20 protein-coding genes and 2 pseudogenes are annotated in these 19,388 nt (G+C 70.7%); 11 read left to right on the top strand and 11 right to left on the bottom strand.

The window, feature by feature from the left end; genetic code table 11:
* Window positions 1–20 precede the first annotated feature (20 nt).
* Window positions 21–212 (bottom strand): annotated as a pseudogene (locus AB5J53_RS02035) (DUF5133 domain-containing protein); the annotation flags it as partial.
* A gap of 304 nt (window positions 213–516) precedes the next feature.
* Here AB5J53_RS02035 and AB5J53_RS02030 point away from each other — a divergent pair.
* The 4 genes from AB5J53_RS02030 (at window position 517) to AB5J53_RS02015 (ending at window position 5,437) form a co-directional block, all read left to right on the top strand.
* On the top strand, window positions 517–1,032 hold the full coding sequence (locus AB5J53_RS02030; protein WP_369243923.1) for a pep a2: 516 nt from the start codon (window positions 517–519) through the stop codon (window positions 1,030–1,032).
* Between the two features lie 253 nt (window positions 1,033–1,285).
* Window positions 1,286–3,034 (top strand): AAA family ATPase, encoded by a 1,749-nt coding sequence (locus AB5J53_RS02025; RefSeq protein WP_369243922.1) that lies wholly within the window; start codon window positions 1,286–1,288, stop codon window positions 3,032–3,034.
* An 18-nt stretch (window positions 3,035–3,052) separates the two neighbouring features.
* Window positions 3,053–3,880: a LuxR C-terminal-related transcriptional regulator gene (locus AB5J53_RS02020; protein WP_369243921.1), complete on the top strand. Its 828-nt coding sequence runs from the start codon at window positions 3,053–3,055 to the stop codon at window positions 3,878–3,880.
* Between the two features lie 159 nt (window positions 3,881–4,039).
* A complete protein-coding gene (locus AB5J53_RS02015; protein WP_369243920.1) occupies window positions 4,040–5,437 on the top strand; it encodes an FAD-binding oxidoreductase in 1,398 nt (465 codons plus the stop codon).
* Between the two features lie 9 nt (window positions 5,438–5,446).
* Here the strand turns inward: AB5J53_RS02015 and AB5J53_RS02010 are convergent, their stop codons facing one another.
* The 4 genes from AB5J53_RS02010 to AB5J53_RS01995 form a co-directional block, all read right to left on the bottom strand.
* On the bottom strand, window positions 5,447–6,256 hold the full coding sequence (locus AB5J53_RS02010; protein WP_369243919.1) for an SAM-dependent methyltransferase: 810 nt from the start codon (window positions 6,254–6,256) through the stop codon (window positions 5,447–5,449).
* Between the two features lie 35 nt (window positions 6,257–6,291).
* Complete coding sequence (locus AB5J53_RS02005; RefSeq protein WP_369243918.1) at window positions 6,292–6,789, bottom strand: hypothetical protein; 498 nt, start codon at window positions 6,787–6,789, stop codon at window positions 6,292–6,294.
* Window positions 6,790–6,922: 133 nt separating this feature from the next.
* A complete protein-coding gene (locus tag AB5J53_RS02000; RefSeq protein WP_369243917.1) occupies window positions 6,923–7,159 on the bottom strand; it encodes a DUF397 domain-containing protein in 237 nt (78 codons plus the stop codon).
* A 3-nt stretch (window positions 7,160–7,162) separates the two neighbouring features.
* Window positions 7,163–8,029, bottom strand: a complete 867-nt coding sequence (locus AB5J53_RS01995) for a helix-turn-helix domain-containing protein (protein WP_369243916.1) — start codon at window positions 8,027–8,029, stop codon at window positions 7,163–7,165.
* Between the two features lie 253 nt (window positions 8,030–8,282).
* Between AB5J53_RS01995 and AB5J53_RS01990 the strand changes: the two genes are divergently transcribed.
* The gene (locus AB5J53_RS01990; RefSeq protein WP_369243915.1) at window positions 8,283–9,695 is read left to right on the top strand and encodes a hypothetical protein; all 1,413 of its coding nucleotides are present in this window, start codon (window positions 8,283–8,285) and stop codon (window positions 9,693–9,695) included.
* A 23-nt stretch (window positions 9,696–9,718) separates the two neighbouring features.
* On the opposite strand, the gene AB5J53_RS01985 is transcribed toward AB5J53_RS01990, so the two are convergent.
* Complete coding sequence (locus tag AB5J53_RS01985; RefSeq protein WP_369243914.1) at window positions 9,719–10,531, bottom strand: SDR family NAD(P)-dependent oxidoreductase; 813 nt, start codon at window positions 10,529–10,531, stop codon at window positions 9,719–9,721.
* A gap of 154 nt (window positions 10,532–10,685) precedes the next feature.
* Here AB5J53_RS01985 and AB5J53_RS01980 point away from each other — a divergent pair, with 154 nt between their 5' ends.
* The 3 genes from AB5J53_RS01980 (at window position 10,686) to AB5J53_RS01970 (ending at window position 12,594) form a co-directional block, all read left to right on the top strand.
* The gene (locus tag AB5J53_RS01980) at window positions 10,686–11,294 is read left to right on the top strand and encodes an ATP-binding protein (RefSeq protein WP_369243913.1); all 609 of its coding nucleotides are present in this window, start codon (window positions 10,686–10,688) and stop codon (window positions 11,292–11,294) included.
* 89 nt (window positions 11,295–11,383) lie between these two features.
* Entirely contained in the window at window positions 11,384–11,887 is a 504-nt protein-coding gene (locus AB5J53_RS01975) for a DUF6624 domain-containing protein (RefSeq protein ID WP_369251994.1), read from the top strand.
* A gap of 188 nt (window positions 11,888–12,075) precedes the next feature.
* Complete coding sequence (locus AB5J53_RS01970) at window positions 12,076–12,594, top strand: hypothetical protein (protein ID WP_369243912.1); 519 nt, start codon at window positions 12,076–12,078, stop codon at window positions 12,592–12,594.
* A gap of 76 nt (window positions 12,595–12,670) precedes the next feature.
* Here AB5J53_RS01970 and AB5J53_RS01965 read toward each other — a convergent pair whose 3' ends face one another.
* A complete protein-coding gene (locus AB5J53_RS01965; protein WP_369243911.1) occupies window positions 12,671–13,213 on the bottom strand; it encodes a hypothetical protein in 543 nt (180 codons plus the stop codon).
* Between the two features lie 94 nt (window positions 13,214–13,307).
* Window positions 13,308–13,726: pseudogene (locus AB5J53_RS01960) on the bottom strand (SAM-dependent methyltransferase); the annotation flags it as partial.
* A 254-nt stretch (window positions 13,727–13,980) separates the two neighbouring features.
* Here AB5J53_RS01960 and AB5J53_RS01955 point away from each other — a divergent pair.
* Window positions 13,981–14,556 (top strand): YbhB/YbcL family Raf kinase inhibitor-like protein, encoded by a 576-nt coding sequence (locus tag AB5J53_RS01955; protein ID WP_369243910.1) that lies wholly within the window; start codon window positions 13,981–13,983, stop codon window positions 14,554–14,556.
* Window positions 14,557–14,874: 318 nt separating this feature from the next.
* The gene (locus AB5J53_RS01950; RefSeq protein ID WP_369243909.1) at window positions 14,875–15,525 is read left to right on the top strand and encodes a DUF4360 domain-containing protein; all 651 of its coding nucleotides are present in this window, start codon (window positions 14,875–14,877) and stop codon (window positions 15,523–15,525) included.
* A gap of 84 nt (window positions 15,526–15,609) precedes the next feature.
* Here the strand turns inward: AB5J53_RS01950 and AB5J53_RS01945 are convergent, their stop codons facing one another.
* The gene (locus tag AB5J53_RS01945) at window positions 15,610–15,816 is read right to left on the bottom strand and encodes a hypothetical protein (protein ID WP_369243908.1); all 207 of its coding nucleotides are present in this window, start codon (window positions 15,814–15,816) and stop codon (window positions 15,610–15,612) included.
* A 198-nt stretch (window positions 15,817–16,014) separates the two neighbouring features.
* Between AB5J53_RS01945 and AB5J53_RS01940 the strand changes: the two genes are divergently transcribed.
* On the top strand, window positions 16,015–16,254 hold the full coding sequence (locus tag AB5J53_RS01940) for a chaplin (RefSeq protein WP_369243907.1): 240 nt from the start codon (window positions 16,015–16,017) through the stop codon (window positions 16,252–16,254).
* A 160-nt stretch (window positions 16,255–16,414) separates the two neighbouring features.
* Here AB5J53_RS01940 and AB5J53_RS01935 read toward each other — a convergent pair whose 3' ends face one another.
* Both AB5J53_RS01935 and AB5J53_RS01930 read right to left on the bottom strand, forming a co-directional pair.
* On the bottom strand, window positions 16,415–17,944 hold the full coding sequence (locus AB5J53_RS01935) for a M81 family metallopeptidase (RefSeq protein WP_369243906.1): 1,530 nt from the start codon (window positions 17,942–17,944) through the stop codon (window positions 16,415–16,417).
* Window positions 17,945–18,084: 140 nt separating this feature from the next.
* Window positions 18,085–19,326 (bottom strand): ROK family protein, encoded by a 1,242-nt coding sequence (locus AB5J53_RS01930; RefSeq protein ID WP_369243905.1) that lies wholly within the window; start codon window positions 19,324–19,326, stop codon window positions 18,085–18,087.
* Between the last annotated feature and the right edge of the window lie 62 nt (window positions 19,327–19,388).

Here is a 19,388-nt window from a genome sequence, read left to right as displayed (position 1 = left end):
CAGAACCGTGCCGGGACATCCCGCAGATAGTGCTCGGCGGCGTCCGCGGCCTCCCGCGCGCAGCGCTTCCCCATCAGGACGCACAGGGTGTACCCGGTGTTCTCGAAGTTGCCCCGCACGACGTGGTCGGCGGGGGCCGCGAGCAGCAGGCGTTCCCAGGCCCGGTACCGCTCCAGATGCCTGGCGACCTCGGCTTTGGCAGGCAGCAGCATCACGCTGGTCACCTTCCCACTCTCTCGACCGCGCACGGCTGGCCGGGATGGCGGGTGAGGGCCGTGCACGCAGGGGCACCGATCCGTTACGAAAGTCAGAGCCCTCACCCATGGTGCCCGCACGGCCACCGAGCGTCTTGTTGGGTCTTCAACCACATTGGGGGGCGCTCTCGTGTTGCACGAATGGAGTAGTGCTCTCACTCTGGGACTGACTCAGAAGCGATCAGTGCTCACGCTTTGTGATCGGGGCTCGGCCCGCGAGGGCGAGGAGAAGCGGGAGCTTCGCCGTGAGGAGCCAACGACGATGAAACCTGCAGTGCCCTGCTACTACCACCTCGACGTGGAGGTCAGCCCGGAACGGGTCGGACAGGTCAGGCGCATTCTGGCCGCGCACCTCCGGTACTGGAACCTGGAGATTCTCGTCGAGTCCGTCTGCCACTGTGCCGAAGCGCTGCTCCACACCATCGAGGAGCACGCGGCCGACAAGAACACGACCATCGAGATGTGGTGGAACGGCCAGCACCTCATCGCCGCCGTCTCGGACAACAACCAGGACATCCGCCCGCACAACGCGCCGCAGGGCTGCCTGGCCCAGATCGCCGCGCTGAGTGACGGCTGGGGCTGCTGCGCCACAGGCGCCGGCGGCAAGATCATCTGGTTCTCGTGGCGCGCCCGGGCCGCCGAACACGCGCCGCTCGTGCCGGCCGCACCCGTTCCCAGCCTGCAGGAGGCGCGCCAGGCGCCCCGCGAGGCACCGCTGCCGGAGCCGGCGCTCGCCGGCCTCCGTGACGATACAGAGGCTGTCGCCGCCGTCGGGTGATCCCCTGACGACATCGAGGCCGTGAGCGCCCCGCGGTGACCGGGTACGCACCGGGAACGGGCACCCCGAGCCACTGGGCGCGGCCATCGACGGCGAGGGCACCGACTTCGCCCCGTTCACCCAAGTCGCCGAACGCGTCGATCGCATTCTGATCGACGCGTTCGGCGACTCTCGTACGTCTGCGCATCACATCGCACCACGGCGAGTTCGCGGAGCCCCCGCCGGGCAGCGCGGTGCGTGCCACAATGGCGCCGTGGATCGGGGGATCCTCGAACGCGACCGCGAGCTCGCCCAGGTGGCTGCCGCCGCGCGCGAAGCGGCCGACGGCGCCGGGTCCGTCGCGCTCGTCTTCGGCGAGGCCGGCATCGGCAAGTCCAGCCTGGTGAAGGCCCTGCCCAAGGTGCTGCCCGCCGCGGCACGCGTGCTGCTGGGCGAGTGCGACGACCTCGCGACGCGACGGCCGCTCGGGCCGTTCCGTGACCTCGTGGGAAGCGTCGGGCCGGACCTTGCCCGGGCGCTCACCGAGGGTGGCGACCGTCATCGGGTGTACGACGCCCTGCGCGCCGAACTGAGAACGGCGCCGCATCCTGCGGTACTCGTCGTCGAGGACGTGCACTGGGCGGACGAGGCGTCGCTCGACGCCCTGCGGTTCCTCGTCCGCCGGGTGGAGCGGCTCCCGGCCGTGCTGGTCCTGACGTACCGGGACGACGAGTTGGGCCGTGAACATCCGCTGCGCCATCTGCTCGGACAGGTGTCCCGTGCCGAGCGTGTGCACCGCCTGCCGCTGAACCGGCTCTCCGCCGCGGCAGTACGCCGGCTGAGCTCCGCCAGCCGACTGGATCCGGCCGAGGTGTACGAGGTGACGTCGGGCAACCCCTTCTTCGTCGCCGAGGTGGTGGCGGCAGGCGGTACCGGCGGCGTACCGCCAACGGTCGTGGACGCCGTACTGGCCCGTCTGCGGGGGTTGGACGACGGCACTCGTGACGCGTTGGAACAGCTCGCCGTAGTGCCGTCGGCGGTGGAACTCCCGCTGGTCAACGCGCTGCTGGCGGAAGGCGTGACCGCGCTGACGGCCGCCGAGCAGCGCGGCCTGCTGGTCGTCACCCCGGAACGGGTGGGCTTCCGGCACGAGCTGATCCGCCGTGCCGTCGCCGACTCCCTCCCCGCCGCACGGCGGATCGAGCTGAACCGGTACGTGCTCGCCGCGCTCGTCGCCACACCGGACTGCGACGTGTCCCGGATCGTCCACCACGCCGCCGAGGCGGGCGACGAGGAGGCGATCGCGCGTCACGGGCCCAATGCCGCACGCGACGCCTCCCGCGCAGGTGCGCACCGCGAGGCTGCCGCGCACCTGCGCCTCGTGCTGAGGCAGCGCAAGCGCTTCGACCCGGCCGAACGCGCAGACCTGCTCGAACGCTACGCGGTGGAGGGCTACACCATCGCGGACTCCGGGGCGGCGGTCCTCGCGGAGCGGGAGGCGGTCGAGCTGCGCCGGTCCCTGGGAGACGCGCGGGCACTCGGCGCGGATCTGCGGTGGCTGTCGAGAATCCACTGGTGGGCCGGTGACGCCGAGGAGGCCCGGAAGGCCGCGCGGGAGGCCATCGCGGTGCTGGAAGAAGCCGGGGACGACCGGCTGCTCGCGCTCGCCCTCAGCAACACCTCCCAGCTGCACATGCTGTCCGACCGGCACGCCCAGGCGGTCGCTTTCGGTGAGCGTGCCATCGATCTGGCCCGCCGGGCGGGAGACCTGGAGATCCTCGCCCATGCCCTGAACAACGTCGGCGCCGCCCGCTGGAGGGCGGGAGACCCGCTGGGACGGACCCAGTTGGAGGAGAGCCTCAAGGTGGCCCTCGGGGCGGGCGAGGTCGAGCACGCCTGCCGGGCCTACGCCAACATCATCTGGACCCTGCTCGAAAACCTCGACTACGCGGAGGCGGACCGTTTTCTGGCACCGGCCATGGACCTGGCGGACCGGGCGGAGCACCTCGGCTTCCTCAGCTAACTCCAGGTCGAGCTGGCCATGCGCCGACTCGCCGCCGGTGCCTGGGACGACGCCGAGAAGTACGCCGAGCTCGGCGCCCACGATTTCGTGCCCGCCCGCTGCCCCGCGCTGACGGTGCTGGCCCGGGTGCGGGTGCGCCGCGGCAGCGGTGGCGGCGACGAACTGCTCGCACAGGCCTGGGAGATCGCCGAGCGGAGCAGCGAACTCCAGCGCACCGGACCGGTCGCGGCGGCCCAGGCCGAGTCGGCGTGGCTGCGGGGCGACCACCCCGCGGTGGTCGCGGCCGCGGGCCCTGTCTTCGCCGAAGCCTGTCGGCTGGCCTCCGTGCCGCACCGGGCCGAGCTCGGCTACTGGCTCGCCAAGGCCGGGCATCCGGTTCGGGCGGACGGTTCGAAGCATCCGTACGCATTGCAGGCCGCGGGTCATTGGCGCGAGGCGGCGCGGGCCTGGGACGCGGCGGGATGCCCGTACGAGCATGCGGCCGCCCTCGCCGAGAGCCCGGACCCGGACGACAAGCTCACCGCGCTCGCCGCTCTGGACGGCCTGGGCGCGGAGCCGCTCGCCCGTCTGGTCCGCGGGCAGCTGCGCGCGCTCGGGCTACGCCGGATCCCACGGGGCCCGCTCGCGGTGACCCGGGAGAACCCCGCCGGTCTCACGGAACGCCAGGCGCAGGTCATGGGGCTGCTCGCGGAAGGGCTGACGAACCCGGAGATCGCCGACAAGCTGGTGGTGTCGGTGCGCACGGTCGACAACCATGTCTCCGCCGTACTGGACAAACTCGGTGTCCGCACCCGACGTCAGGCCGCGGCCCGTGCTGTGGAGCTGGGCATGTTGCCCGGCCGCTGAAAGGTAGGTAGCCGCCCGGGGCGAGCTGGGTGGCGGGCACGGATATCTGCGTAGCGAGGAGCCGGACTAGAACAGGCGCATCGAACCCATCAGAGGGAGACTGGAGCAGGGGACCCGGACAGGGACCCCGGTACCGGTCCCCAGACACGGGGGATGCGTATGTCCATCACACCGGCACAGGCGACACGCCAGGAACTGGCGGGATTCAAGGGGCAGTTGATCGGGCCGGAGGATTCCGGGTACGACGAGGCCCGTACCGTGTACAACGCGATGATCGACCGGCGCCCCGCCCTGGTCGCGCGGTGCACAGGCCCCGACGACGTCGCTCAGATCGTCGGCTTCGCCCGCGACCACGGCCTCCCGCTCGCGGTACGCGGCGGCGGCCACCATGGAGCGGGCCTCGGTACCTGCGACGACGGGGTGGTCCTCGACCTCTCCCCGCTCAAGGACGTCGAGGTCGACCCGAAGGCACGCACGGTGCGGGTCGGCGGCGGCTGCGTCTGGGGCGAGGTCGACCGCGCCACCAACGCGCACGGCCTGGCCACACCGAGCGGCATCATCTCCACGACGGGCGTCGGAGGCATTACTCTCGGCGGCGGCATCGGGCACCTCACCCGCAAGTGCGGGCTGACCATCGACAACCTGCTGGAGGCCGAGCTCGTTCTGGCGAGCGGGGAGCGCGTGCGCGCGAGCGCCGACGAGAATACCGACCTGTACTGGGCGATCCGCGGTGGCGGCGGCAACTTCGGTGTCGTCACCTCGTTCCTGTTCCGGCTGCACGAAGTGAGCACGGTCGTCGCCGGCCCCACCTTCTGGCCCGTCGAACTCGGCGCCGAAGTCCTCACCGCCTACCGCGACTTCCTCCCGCACGCGCCCCGCGAGCTGAACGCCTTCTTCATGTTCGGTTCCGTCCCTCCGGGCCCGCCGTTCCCGGAAGAGATCCATCTGCGCAAGGTCTGCGGCATCGTGTGGTGCCGCGTCGGTGACGACACGGAGGCGGCGGCCAGGGAGATGGCCCCCCTGCTCGACGCCGTACCCGAGCCACTGCTGCACGGCCCCGCGCCGATGCCGCACCCCGCGATCCAGTCCGCGTTCGACGGGATCTACCCGCCCGGCGACCAGTGGTATTGGCGCGCGGACTTCGTCAACGAGATCCCGGGCGACGCGGTCGACGTGCACGCCAAGTTCGCTGCCGAGATGCCGACGTGGAAGTCCACGATGCACATGTATCCGATCGACGCCGCCGTCCACGACCACGCTCCGACGGACACCGCGTGGAGCTACCGCGACGCCGGCTGGGCATCCGTCTTCGCGGGTGTGGACCCCGACCCGGCCAACGCCGACGTCATCAGGCGGTGGAGCGTCGACTACTTCGACGCACTGCACCCGTTCTCCGCGGGCGGGGCCTACGTCAACATGATGATGGACGAGGGCCAGGAGCGCGTAAGGGCCAGCTATCGCGACAACTACGCCCGCCTGGCCCGGATCAAGGCCGACCGGGACCCGGGCAACCTGTTCCGTCTCAACCAGAACATCGAACCGGCGGCGCAGGCCTGAGGGACCTGATCACGGCTTGCGGGCCACGCCCCCGTGGACGTCCGTGGGCTCGGGCGACGTACCGGGCTCCGGGCGCCACAGCGGGCAGGACACGATGCCGGGGTCGATCAGTTCGAGGCCCTCGTAGTACGCGCTGATCTGAGCGGGACTGCGCAGCACGTACGGGATCGCGCCGGTGTCGTCGTAGCCCTGCTGGGCCTCCTTGAGGGCGGCGTCGGTGTCGGTGCTGTCGTAGTGCACGAAGTAGCTGCCGGAGGGCAGGGCGGCCTGGAGGCGGCGGACGATCGACTTGGCCTCCTCGTAGTCCTGGATGTGGCCGAGGATGCCCATGAGCATCAGGGCGACGGGCTGGTCGAAGTCCAGGATGCGGCTCGCCGCTTCGATGATCTTCTCGGGCTCGTGCAGGTCCGCGTCGATGTAGTTGGTGACGCCCTCGGGGGTGCTGGTGAGCAGTGCCTGGGCATGGCGGAGCACCAGGGGATCGTTGTCGACGTAGACGATGCGCGACTCGGGCGCCACTCGCTGCGCGACCTGATGGGTGTTGTCGTACGAGGGCAGGCCGGTGCCGATGTCCAGGAACTGACGGATGCCGAACTCGCCGGCCACGAGGGTGACGGTACGGATCAGATAGTCACGGGAGGCGCGGGCCATGGTCTCGATGTTCGGGGCGACTTCGCGGTAGGCGTCGCCCGCCACCCGGTCGACCTCGTAGTTGTCCTTCCCGCCCATCCAGTAATTCCAGATGCGCGCCGAGTGCGGCACCGTGGTGTCGATCTTGGACAGCGCCTCTTGGTCGGGGGTGGACTGGCCGTCTGCCATGGGATGTCTCCTGCCGTACGTCACGCGGTCGGTGTCTAACCTATCCTCAACGTCTGTGTGCAGCCCCAGAGTTGGGGCACAGGGGAGGCGGGACCGCGGATCGGATTGCCCAGTTCTGCGGCGTCGACCGTCACGACGGGGACATGCTGGGCCAGGGTGCGCAGCGCCCGCTCGTACGCGCCGACCGACTCGGTGTCGTCCGCCTCGCCCGTCACATGGATGAGGGCGCCGTCGCGTTCGGCCACCGCCTCCGCGAAGTCGAGTGCCTGGATCCATGACACCCGGGAGCGCCCGCGGCGCAGCGGTCCGTAGACCAGTTCGTGGACGAGACTGCCGTCGATGGCCAACCGCCCCGGTGCGGCGAGGAGTTCGCGGTAGGGCTGGGTGGGGTTCACATGGTGAAGGTGCCCGCGCGAGCGGCGGATCATGAATCCGTGGCGGGCCAGTTCGGCGATCAGGCCGCTCCTGCCGATGCCGTCGGGGCCCTCGACGACCAGCGTCCGGCACTGGGCGAGAGCCTGGTGGAGGATCATCCCCGCACCCACTCCCTCCGAGACGACCGACTCCCTCAGTGTGCAGGGGACAACCCGCACGGGGGAGTAGGCGTGCGGGTTGTCCGGTTGTGCGGGCGTAGTGGTGAACCTCGGTGCCCCGCGGTGAGGGGGCTCAGGCGATCAGGAAGTCGGCCTGCCCGGACTTGGCGCCCCGCAGGAACGCGATCATCTCGTCCCGGGAATAGACCAGCGCCGGCCCCTCGGGGTCCCTGGACTGACGGAAGGCGACGCTGCCGTCGGGCAGCCGCTTGGCCTCGACACAGCTCCCGCCGTTCGTGCCGCTCCAGGGCTTCTGCCAGCCCTCGGTTCCCAGATCGACGGCGGACATGCCGCTGTAGACGGATCCCATGGATCACAACTCCTTACGCAGTTCACCCAGGATGGCCCTGGTTCGAGCGACCGGCTCCGCCTGCACGGACATCCGGTCCAGTACTTCGAGATAGCTGACGACGTCGTCGGGCCGGTCGACGTAGACCGCGCCGGCGAGGCTTTCCGTGTAGACGACGTCGGGGAGTTCGGAGAAGCCGAAGCGGAAGTGGTGGAACGGTCCGAAGGCGCCCGGGTGGGCGCCCACGTGGAAGCGCATGATCTGGATCCGGACCTTCGGCATGTCCAGGACCTCGTGCAGCCGGTCGATCTGAGCCCGCATCACCTCGGCCCCGCCCACCGGGCGGCGCAGCACCGTCTCGTCCAGAACGGCCCAGACCGCGGGCGCGTCCGGCTTGGCGAGCAGGTCCTGGCGTTTGATCCGCAGGGCGACGCGGCGGGCGATGTCCTCCTTCGACTCGTTGGGGAAGCCGACGCGCATGAGCGCGGCGGCGTAGTCGGGGGTCTGCAACAGACCGGGAACGTAGTGGGGTTCGTAGAGGCGGATGACGCTGGCTTCGCTCTCCAGGCTCACGTAGGCGCTGAACCACTCCGGCAGTACGTCGCGGTACTTGTACCACCAGCCGGGCTGGTTGGCCTCCCTGGCCAGGGCGAGGAAGTCGTCGATCTCCGCCGCCGGAACCCCGTAGGTGTGCAGCAACTCCCGTACGTACGGAATCCGGAGCCCGACCTCGGCCTTCTCGATCCGGCGGACCGTCAAGGGAGTGACCTCGATGGCCCGTGCCGCGTCCTCGAACGACACCCCTGCCCGTTCCCGCAGTTGGCGCAGCCGTTTTCCGAGAACCATCCGCAGGACGGTGGGTGCGCTGCCGCCAGAGCGGTTCTCGCTCACGTCCTACCTCCCGGAACGGCCGTCACAGCGTGCAGTGTGCCACGCGGTTGATGACAGAGACAGGGCGATGCCAATCGTTTTGAAATTATCAGAACGCCGGTTGCATGCTGAGTGTGTCGGCCACCATAGTGATCGAGTGACGTGTCGCACACTCCGTGACGACGACGCGCAACTGTGCTCGGCCGTACGGGAATTGATGTCCCGGCAAGGTACGTACGGGCGCAGCCGCACGCGACCGTGAGGCGAGACCGGGATGGCCACCGTGACCGACGGAAAAGCAAGGAACGCCGGCAAGGCCCCCTCCGGGGTCAACAAGGTGCTGGCGGCCGCCCTCAAGGAAGCCGGCTGCTCCTACGCCTCACTCGCCTTGCGGGTCAATGAGCTGGGCCGCCGTCAGGGCACGGACTCCCACTACGACAAGGCGTCGGTCACCCGTTGGCTCCAGGGCCAGCAACCTCGGGGAACCACACCCGAGTTGATCGCCGCCGTACTGTCCGAGCGGCTCGGCCGCGCCGTGTCGTCCGCGGACCTCGGCTTCCACTCCGATCAGCAGCGCCCGGTCGTGAGCAGGGCGCTCTTATATGGCGAAGACGTGGCAGAAACCCTTCACACCCTGGCCGAACTGGGATCCACCGACATCTCCCGCCGCAGCCTCCTCGGCACGGTCCCCTTTGTCGCGGCCGCCCTGACGAACCCTCAGCGCGAATGGCTGCTCTGGCTGTTGGAGCACCAGGACGCCGTCGAACCGACCCTGGTGGCGAGCGGCGGACCGGTCGAGCAGGTGCACGCGATGATCGCCATGTTCGACCAGATGGACAACCACTACGGCGGCGGTGGAGTGCGCACCAGCATCGTGCACTACCTGTCCACCGAGGTCGTCCCCCTGCTGCAGCGGCGCGGTACACCGCCGCGGCTGCGCCGCCAGTTGTACGCCGCCGCCGCGCGCCTCGCCGCGATGGCCGGCTGGAGCTCGTACGACGCGGGGGAGTACGGCCTGGCACAGCGCTATATGACCCAGGCGCTGAGACTGTGCGCCGAGGGGCGCGACCGGGTGCTGGGCGGCCAGATCCTGGCCGGACTCTCCCATCTGGCCACCAACCTCGGCCGCCCCGACGAGGGGGTGGCCCTGGCCCGCGCCGGGATCGTCACCGCGAAGGAATCGGGCAGCCCGCTCGGCCTGATGCGCCTGTACGCCATGTCGGCGCGCGGGCACGCCGCGCAGGGACGCTCGGACGAGGCTTCCGAGGCGCTGCGCCTCGCGGAGCGGCAGCTGGACGCGAGCAAGGGAGCCGCCCAGGAGTCGGTGTGGGTGCGCTACCTCGACCACCACTACCTGCAGGCCGAGTCCGCCCTGTGCTTCCGTGACCTCGGCCTTGCCGCCCAGGCTGAGCGCACGGCGAGCGAATCGCTCAGTGCCAACGCGGACCGGCGCAGGCGCCAGGCCATCAGCCGCTCCGTCCTCGCGACCGCGCATCTCCAGCAGGACCGCCTGGACGAGGCCGTCGGTACGGCGACCGAGGCGCTCGACACCCTCAGCACCGTGCACAGCGAACGGTCGATCCAGGCCCTGCGCGACTTCCGCAGGCGGCTCGAGCCCCGCCGCCACGAGCCCGTGGTGCAGGAGTTCGAGCGCAGGTCGCGCGCCGTACTGGGAGCGGTGGCGTGACCGGTACGGGGGCGCCGGGTGCCTTAGTACCCGTCGGGGGAGGGGGCGTTCTGGGCGCGGTCGACCGGCAGGTGGGCGCCCGAGATCCCGCTCGACCAGTCCGACAGCAGGAACGCCACTACGCGGGCGACTTCCTGCGGCGCGACCGGCTCTCCGCCCGGAAGCTCCGCCGCCACGAACCCGGCGAACGCCTCGGGATCCTCCTTGCGCATCCGGTCCCAGCGCCTGCCGGGGATGAGCATCGACCCGGGGGAGACGGCGTTCACGCGGATGCCGTCGGGACCGAGTTCGCGGGCGAGCGACGCTGCCAGATGGATCTGCGCGGACTTCGCGACCCCGTATTGAGCATGTGGCCCCGGCTTCCAGCCGGAGATCGAGGAGATCACCACGGCCGAGCCGCCGCCCGCCGCCCGCAGATGCGGGACCGCGGCCCGCACCAGCCGCGCCGTATGGCCGACGTTCACTTCCCAGGTCGCCGCCCAGTCCTCGGCGTCCGCCTGCTCGATGCCGCCTCCGCGAGAACCGCCCGCGCAGGCCACCACCCCGTCCAAGCCGCCGAAACGTTTCGCCGAGGCCGCGACGAACTCTTCCAGTTCCTCACGCGCGGTGACATCGAGCGGCCGGGTGAACACGGCGGAGTCCATCGACGCGGCCAGCGCCTCCAGATCGAGCGCGGTGCGCGCGCAGGTCGCCACCCGCGCGCCCTCGGCGGCCAGCAGTCGCACAATCTGCTCGCCGAGCCCCCGCGTACCACCAGTGACCAGTACGCGTTTGCCGAGCACGCCCGGCCACCCGGTGCCCCCGCTCCGTCGCACCGCCGCCTGGCCCCCGCTCACGTTCCTCACCCGATCGAACATACATCCCACGCCACTACGTGCCTGCAACCGGACAACCCCCATACCCCCTGGTCCACCCGCCGGTCCGGCGTGTTGGCTGCACGGGCAGCCACCGAGACCGTCCCCCACCCGTGCTGCACCCGAAGGAGGATCGATGACGGCATCCAGGGCGCATCGCCGCGGGCCGTCGCCTTCACTGGCACACGACGTGCACGCGCCGGCGCACAACGTCCACGCGGCGGACGACCACGCGCCGGCGAGCCGGGCCCGGCCCGCTGAGGCGGCCACGATCCCCGCGTCCCCCTTGACCCCTACGAGCCCCCTGACCCCCGTGACGCCCGTGATGCCCGTGAGTGAAGCCCACCTCCTGCGGACCACCGTCCCCGCCCACCCCTCGCGCGCGGCGGGCGTACGGGCCATGCTCGCCGAGCACCTCACCCACCTGCGGCTGCCGCCCGAGTGCCTCGACAACGCTGTCCTCGCCACCGACGAGCTGTTCGCCAACGCGGTCAAACACGGAAGTCCCGACCGCGGCGACATGATCACCGTCACCATCGAGTACACCGAGCCCGAGCTGCGCGTGACGGTCGCCGACCGCTCGCCCGACCTGCCGCGCCTGCGTACGGCGGATGGAGCCGAGGAGTCGGGACGAGGACTGGCCATCGTCGCCGCGCTGGCCGACGACTGGGGCACCGCACTGCCCGACCCGGGCTGCCCGGGCAAGAAGGTGTGGTTCACGCTGGTGCTTCAGGGGATGCCGTGAAGGGTTACCCGGGGCACCTCGCGGTGGACGACGCCACGCGCGAGGAGGCCGACGACGGCGCGCGCGAGGAGCACGAGGCCGCGCGGCGGATGGTCCCGGAACTCGCGGCGGCTCTCGCCGGAGAGCTGGTGCGCCGGGTGGACGAGGAGCGGTGCCTCATGCGGCAGGCGCGGGTGGACCCCACCTCGCGGTGCCGGGCCGCCCTCCACGAGTGCCGCGGGGCGAACGCCGAAGCCCTGCGGACGATCGTCCGCAGGCACGGCTGGCCGACCGCCGACCTGGTCGGCGCGCCCGCCTCGACGGCAGCCCTGATGATCCTGCTGCACGCCGCCGACCTCGACTTCCAGCTCAGGTGCCGCGACCTGATCGCCCAGGCCGCGGCGGACGGACGCTGCCCCGCCCTGCACCACGCCTATATCGCCGACCACTGCGCCGTCGAAGAGGGCCGGCCGCAGTTCTACGGCACCCGCGTCAATCCCCTGACCCTCCGCCCGTACCCGATCCGCCGGCCCCAGACCCTCGACGAGCGCCGCCGCGACGTCGGCCTGGGCCCGCTCGACGAGCAGATGCGGACACTGCGCGACGGCGGATGAGACGCCGCTGAACGTGATGTGCAGCACGCGCGGAAATGTCGGCGCGGCCGCCGGCGAAAGGTTCTGGCTGGGCACGGCTTGATCGCCGATCAAGAAAAGGGAAATCCCTGGCCACGGCATGTTGCGCGCATTTGACACTGCGTTCGGAGCAAAGATAGGAAACAGCTCTCTGAGGTGAGAGGTGGACTGTGCGCGAGCCGAACGTGGTCGAGGACTGGCAGGAGTACGACGAGCATGCCGGCCTGCGTGTCCGCGTCCACGGTGTGGAAAAGGCGGAGCCGCCGAGGGGGCGGGACGACGCCGCCGACGGACTCACCTACTTCAGATTTCGGGTGACCGTTGAAAACCGCACGACCGAGCATTTCGGTATCCATCTCGAAGACGGACAGATCGATATTCGCATCGGCGCCGACGGCGAGAGCGCGTTCCTCGACTGGCGGAACTCACAGTTCATCGAGGGCTTCGACGTCTACCCGCTGCGCCGGGCCACGGCGGTCCTCTACTCCGCGGGCCCCGACGCCTTCCTGCACCGCGTGGACATCCAGATCCAGCTGAAGGTCGACGACGAGTGGACCGAGCGCTACCTCTGGGCGGGCGGCATCGACCTGTACGAGACCTCCACCGAGGCGGGCACACGCCCCGGCACGGACAGGGACAGTCTCGCCTGCCAGGTGAGCAATTTCCTGAGAAGGGAAGCGGACTCCTGAGCGTCGGCGAGTGACGACAACGCCGCAGATGTGCGTGCCAGGCTTCGCGGCCCAGGCGTGATCCGAAAGACCGGCTCTAGCGCTCCCCGGCCGGGTTCTGCTCCACCCACTGGATGAGGAGCTGGCGCACGTACGGATTGCCCTCCTGCGCGGCATGCGCCAGTCGCTCCGCGCTCGCGCGGGCCGCTCGCCAGCCCGCCGGGGTGTCCTCTGCGTACGCGTGGTCGGCGGCGGCCAGCGCGTCGGCCGCCAGATGGCGGAGCTCCTCGGACAGATCGTCGTCGGCCGCGGTCCGGTATGCCTCAAGGCGCAGGGCAGCCAGGTCCCGGGGTGAACCGGAGGGCAGCGTCAGGGGCTGGGCATACCCGCTGACGGCGATGACCACGCAGAAGGCGGCCACGTCCCGGCGGCTCTCCCGCTGTCCCTTCGCGATGGCGGGCGCGAGCCACGAAGGGGCCCTCCAGTGCGCGACCGACGTGGCCGTGACGAGGGCAACGGACAGCAGCACGAGGGGAATCCAGCCACCCAGGAACCAGCCGATCGGCCCGAGCACCAGGATGCAGGCCGCGCTGCCCAGCCATATGCGACGGCGACCGAGTGTCAGGTGTCGAGGATCCATGCGGTTCAGTGTCGCAGGGGCACGCCCGGCCCGATGAGGGGGCGGGCGAATCGCGCGGTCACCGTACCTCTCGCCCCGCCACCGTGTGGCCGGATCACCACGGCTTGCGTCCCACCCCGCGAAAGGCGTCGACGGCGACGCCGCTCGACGAACGACCGGCTTCCGGCCGCCACTGCGTGACCGGGACGATGCCCGGCTCGGCCGGTTCGAGCCCGTCGAAAAGAAGCCCCCGATCTCCCCGCACGTGGTACGGCACCGCGCCACTGGAGTTGTACGCCTCGCACGCCGCGATCATGCCCTCGCTGGTGGAGGTGCTGTCACTGATGACGAGGCAACTCCCCGGCGGAAGACCCTCCATGAGCCGGGAGACCAGCGCCCGCGCGCTCGTGGTCGGCGATGTGGCCGAGCGTATTGACGATCATCAGGGCGACCGGCCGGGAGAGGCCCAGCGTGCCCCGCGGCGGCCTTCAGGAGGGCGTCGGGGTCTTACAGGTCGGCGTCGAGATACGCGGTCTCAACGAGCCGGGGATCAGGGTCTGACACGGGGCGCCCCTGCGCTGCGATCTTCGACGGCCGAACATCGACCTGGGCGGACCGGTACAGCCCGCGCCCTGCTCCGCCACCCCAACTCCGCGTCGACGTACGGCTTTTGGCCACACTCGACCCGCATCGCACGCCGTGCCGGACACCGTGCGCCGTTCCGCGGCACGACGCTGGTGCCCGTGGTCACGCTGCCCATCCGGCCCCCCGGCGCTAACGTGGCGTACATGCGCCGTACGAGCCGCCGGAAGGTCTCAGCCCTCGTGGCGGCAGCCGTGCTGCTGGGGCTCACCGCCGGCTGCGCGGGCGGCGGAGGTGCCGCTGCCGCGTCCGCCGCACCGACGCCCAGCGCGTCGAAGACGATCACGGTGTCGAGTCGGGCCTTCGAGGACGGCGGGACCATCCCGCGCCGCTACACCTGCGACGGCGAGAACGTCTCGCCGCCGCTGGACTTCGACGGTGTGCCGGGCGACTCCGCCGAGCTGGTCCTGCTGGTCGAGGACCCGGACGCCCCGCACGGCACCTTCGTGCACTGGGTGGTGTGGGGCATCGATCCCCACGAGACGGCGCTCGGCGCGGGGGAGCTGCCGAACGGTGCCGCGCAGGGCCGCAACGGCTTCGGGAAACGCGGTTACGGCGGGCCCTGCCCGCCCGAGGGCAAGCCCCATCGCTATGTCTTCTCGGTGTTCGCCGCCGACGAGAAACCGGCCCTCCCCATGGGCGCCTCGGCCGACGACGTCAAGCGCGCGCTCACCGGACACATCACCGCATACGGCACGCTGGTCGGCCGCTACGGTCGGTGACCCGGCTCGCGCGCCCACTGTCGGCGGCGTGGAACGACCGGCGCCGAATGGCCGGAGATGACCCTGGCCGCCCCGGGCACGCGTACGTACGATTCCGTCACTCCCGGTCTTCACGGCTCCTTCACAACCGGGGGTTGTTGCGCATGCGCCGTCGGCTGCCGGTGGCGTGCTTGTCATGCGCATGTTTCAACGAGCCAACTCTTGATCCAACGCACTGGTCTGCGACGGTTCCCGCACGCGGGGAACCGCACCCCCCATTCCACGACGGCACACATCCCGTGCTGCCGCCGGAACACCAACGCAACGGATTGGAGCACCATGGCTGGTGGGCTGCTTCTGGGCGGCGCAATCGCCGCCCTGTTCGCCTCAGCGCTGCCGATACAGGACCCGTCCTCCGGGTTCGTCGACCCGCCCCCGGACAAGATCGTCATCAAGGTCGCCACGGTGAACGGCTCCGGCTGTCCCCAGGGGACCGCCGCCGTCGCCGTCTCCCCGGACAACACGGCCTTCACGGTGACCTACAGCGACTACCTCGCCCAGGTCGGGGGCAATTCCGACCCCACCGCGTTCCGCAAGAACTGCCAGCTCAATCTGATCGTCCACGTCCCGCAGGGCTTCACGTACGCCATCGCCAGCGCGGACTACCGCGGCTTCGCCGCACTCCAGCAGGGCGCGAGCAGCACCGAGAAGGCCTCGTACTACTTCCAGGGGTCCCCGAACACGGCCGCCATCACGCACCCCTTCAGAGGTCCGTACAACGACAACTGGCAGGCCACGGACACCACCGACTGGGCCCAACTGGTGTGGGCACCCTGCGGTGTTCAGCGCAACTTCAACATCAACACGGAGCTCCGCGTCAATGCGGGCACCTCCGCTCCGGGCAGCACCAGCTTCATGACCATGGACTCGACGGACGGTGACATCAGCACCGTCTACCACCTGGCCTGGAAGGAGTGCCCCGCCTCCTGACCCACCGCGCCTGACCCGCTGTTCCCTCCCCGCGGGTCCTTGACCGGCTCCGCCGCACCGGAGCCGGTCAAGCTTCCGGTCAAGCTACGGGAGCAGCTTGTCCATGGCCGCTGGCCCTTCCTTCTGCAGCTTTCGCTCGGCCCAGGCGAGGTTCTTCGGGGTGATGTCGCGGCCCGCGGCGAGCACCAGATCCTCGGCGGTCACGTCGCCGCCGGAGCCGGTGTGCAGCAGCGCGTCGGGGGTCGCCTTGTCGTCGGACGGCGCGGGCGAATCGGGTTGGCTGGTTGACATGATCTCTCCCTCTTCCACCTGACCTGTTCTCACGCTACGGGCTCCGCGCACCCCGCGCGACGCGTCCCGTGCGCAGACGCGGCTCGGGGGGCGCCCCTCGGCGGGAGGTGCCCCATTCGGGCGTACAGCGATGTCGGCCGCCGCCCGTGGAGGCGATGGTGGAGGAACTCGCACCCCTGCGACTGATCGGAGCTTGCAATGCGTATTCGTCTGATGGCCGCCGCCGGGCTGGCGAGCGTGGCCCTTCTGGCCACCGCCGGGACCGCCGCCGCCGACCCCGACCCCACCCCGGTCGGTGTCGCCGCGGACAGTCCCGGAGTCCTGTCCGGCGACGTCATCCAGATACCCGTCGACCTCGGCCTCAACCTCTGCGGCAACACCATCGACCTGGTGGGTCTGCTGAACCCGGCGACCAACAACAGCTGCGTGAGCAACTGACTGCCGAGTGCCGCCGGGCAGGGCTTTCCCTTGCCCGGCGGACGGCCGGGATCAACGGATCCGGCGGACGGCCGAGATCAGCGGAACCAATGGTCCAACGGATCCAACGGATCCAAGGGGGATCACCGGGACCACGGGGTCTCCGCGACGACCCGGTGCCTCACTCGTCCTCCCCGGTGAGCGGCGTGTCCGAGGGCGGGATGATCCGGGCCGTGAGGTCCGGTTCGGCCATCTCCGGGTCGAACGGGAACATCGGGCGGCGGATGCGGCGGTGGCCCAGCCGGGCGAGGTCCTGGTCGACGCCGCCCGGAGTGAGCGCCATCTTCCAGCCCACCGACATGTCGAACAGTTCCGGTTCCAGATAGCCGATCTTGACGATGACGATGTCCGCGCCCCGCGGGGCGAGCGCCAGGTCGGTGAAATCGTGCTCATGGTGGTACGGCTTGCGGAGCCTGGTGATGATCACGTACACGCTGCCCACCCGCAGCACCACCTCGGTTCCCGCGTCCCGGTCGCCGTGCCGGACCGCGTGCACGACCCCCGTCATCGTGAGCGGCCCCGCATGCCGGTCGTCCACCTCGGCACCGGCCGTGACCGTGACGGTCGCGCCGATGCCCGCCTTCTCCGCCGCCTCGACGGCCGCCGGGCCCGGCACCGAGGCGTAGATGACCGTCGGGCCGGACGCGTCCTTGAACTCTGGGCGGGCCAGGACCCGTTCGAGCCCCCAGGTGACATCGCCGGCGCCGCCCGCGGTCGGATTGTCACCGGTGTCGCTGATGAAGAACGGCCGTGCCTCGGGGGAGGAGGCAAGCGCCTCGTCGAGACACTCGTCCAGTGATCCGGTCGGCGCCACGAAGGCGAACGCGTGCCGCGCCTCCCAGAAGCCGCGGGCCAGCCGTTCGGCGCCCGCGGTGACGGCGACCTCGGACGGTCCGGTGACGACGACGGCGGCACGGTTGCGCGGCTCGTCGGCCCAGGCGTACCCGACCCAGATCGCGGCGTCGGTGACACCGTCCATCGCCTCCACGTCGTCGACCGCCGCGTACACGCTCTTGGCCGGTTCGATGCGCGTCGAGGTCTGCTCCCCGGCCAGTAGCACCGGCACCGGGATCCAGGCCTTGACGGGCCGGGGCGCGCCGGTCGTGAGCAGGTCCACGAGATGGCGCGCGGCCCGCTCCTTCGTCTCCAGGTGGTCCTCGTGCGGGGCCATCCGGTAACAGGTGATCAGGTCACTCATATGGGCGAGTTCGCGTGAGACATTGCCGTGCAGATCCATGGAGGTGGACACGATCACCTGCGGACCGACGGTCTCGCGGATCCGGGCGAGCAGGACGGCCTCGGCGTCGTCGATTCCTTCCACCGTCATGGCGCCATGGATGTCGTACCAGAGGCCGTCGAGACGCGGCATCGCCGCGAGCCGCTCGACGAGTTCGCCGGAGAGCTCGGAGAACGCGGCGGCGGTCATGGTGCCGCCGGGCAGCGCCTTGCCGACGAGCGCGCCGCGCCACTCGGCGGCGTCGAGCAGCGGCGTCCCGGTCGCGAGGAACGGATAGCGCGTCAGGACGTCCGCGCCGCACAGGGGATGGAAGGCGGGGGCATCGGTCCGGGCCGGCGAGAACGTCGACGACTCGATGCCCAGTCCGGCAATGGCGATGACGGGGCGGGCGACGGGGGTGCGGGGTTGCGGCACGGCTCCTCCTTGCGACACGGCTGCTCGTCCTCCTTGCTGCACGACTGCTCAGGCTCTTTGCCACGCGGCCGCTCGTGCTCCTGGTGGCATGGCTGCTCGTACTCCTCGCGGCGGCGTGGCTCCTCCGCCGGTGCTCGGTGTCAGAAGTCCGTGCGCGCCGCGCCGCGACGCGCTTCGGGGCGCGGGGCGGCGTCACCCGTTCCGGTCACGGCCTGGAGCGCGTGGGCCAGCGCGCGTTGGAGCGCGAACTGGCCCGCGCCGACGAGCCCCGCGTCCGCGCCGAGGCTCGCCCGCTCGATCACCAGATGCTGGGTCACCAGCGGATGGCAGCCCTCGTACAGCTGACTGCGCACGGCGGCGACGAACGGCTCGAGCGTGGAGAGGATGCCGCCGAGGTACACGGCATCGGGGTTGAAGAAGTTGACGTTCGCGGCCAGCACCATGCCGAGGTACCGGCCGGCCTGGCGCACGGCGCGTGTCGCCTCCGGGTCGGCGTCGTGGGCGAAGCGGACGACGTCCTCGATCGTGGCGACGTCAAGGCCCCGCTCGCGCAGGATGCGCACCAGCGCGGCACCTGAGGCGACGGTCTCCAGACATCCTGTGTTGCCGCACGAGCAGGGAATGTCGTGACCGGCTTCGACGCGTACGTGGGTGATCTCGCCCGCGGCGCCGGTTCCGCCCCGGTACAGCCGCCCGTCGGCGATGACGCCCGCGCCGATGGCCGACCCCATCTTCACCATGATCGACTGGCGTATCTCAGCGGGGCGGACGCTGTGCTCACCGACGGCCATGCAGTTGGCGTCGTTCTCGATCGCCGCCGGAACGCCGAACCGGTCCTCCAGCCAGGCCTGAACGGGAAATCTGTTCCAGCCCGGCATCCGCGACGGCAGCGTCACCACGCCGGAGGCCACGTCGACCGGACCCGGGAGGGAGAGGCCGACCCCCTTCAGCAGCTCCCGTCCGTGCTGCTCGGCGAGGGCCTGCAGTGTCTCGGCGAGACCGGGAAGCGCCGCCTCGGGTCCCTCCGCCGTCGCGAACGGGACGGTCGAGACATCGGTGAGTCCGCCACCGGGCAGCACCACGCCGACGTGCGCGTGCCGGCCGCCGAGTTCGGCCGCGACAGCGAACCCCTCGCTGCCGCCGAGCCGTAGCACCTTGCGCGGACGCCCTCCCGTGGAGGAACGCGTGCCCTGCTCCGCGACGAGCCCGTGGGTCACCAACTGGCCGACGGTGAGCGAGATCGTCGACGGCGCGGCACCGAGCAGATCGGCCAGTTCGGTGCGGGTGGTCGCCTGTCCGGAGGAGAGAAGTTCGAGGACGCGCTCGGCCAGTGAGGAGACGCCGGTGACACCCCTGCGGTGCGACACACTTTTTTCAGACATGGACGAAGTAACTTCCGACGTGGGGTCCGAGAAGGGGAGCGTACGTCCAAAGAGCCGCCTCC

The organism is Streptomyces sp. R41, assembly GCF_041053055.1.
Classification (GTDB): domain Bacteria; phylum Actinomycetota; class Actinomycetes; order Streptomycetales; family Streptomycetaceae; genus Streptomyces.
The sequence above is the reverse complement of the archived record's forward strand: the minus strand, read 5'-3'. Positions and strand labels throughout refer to the sequence as shown.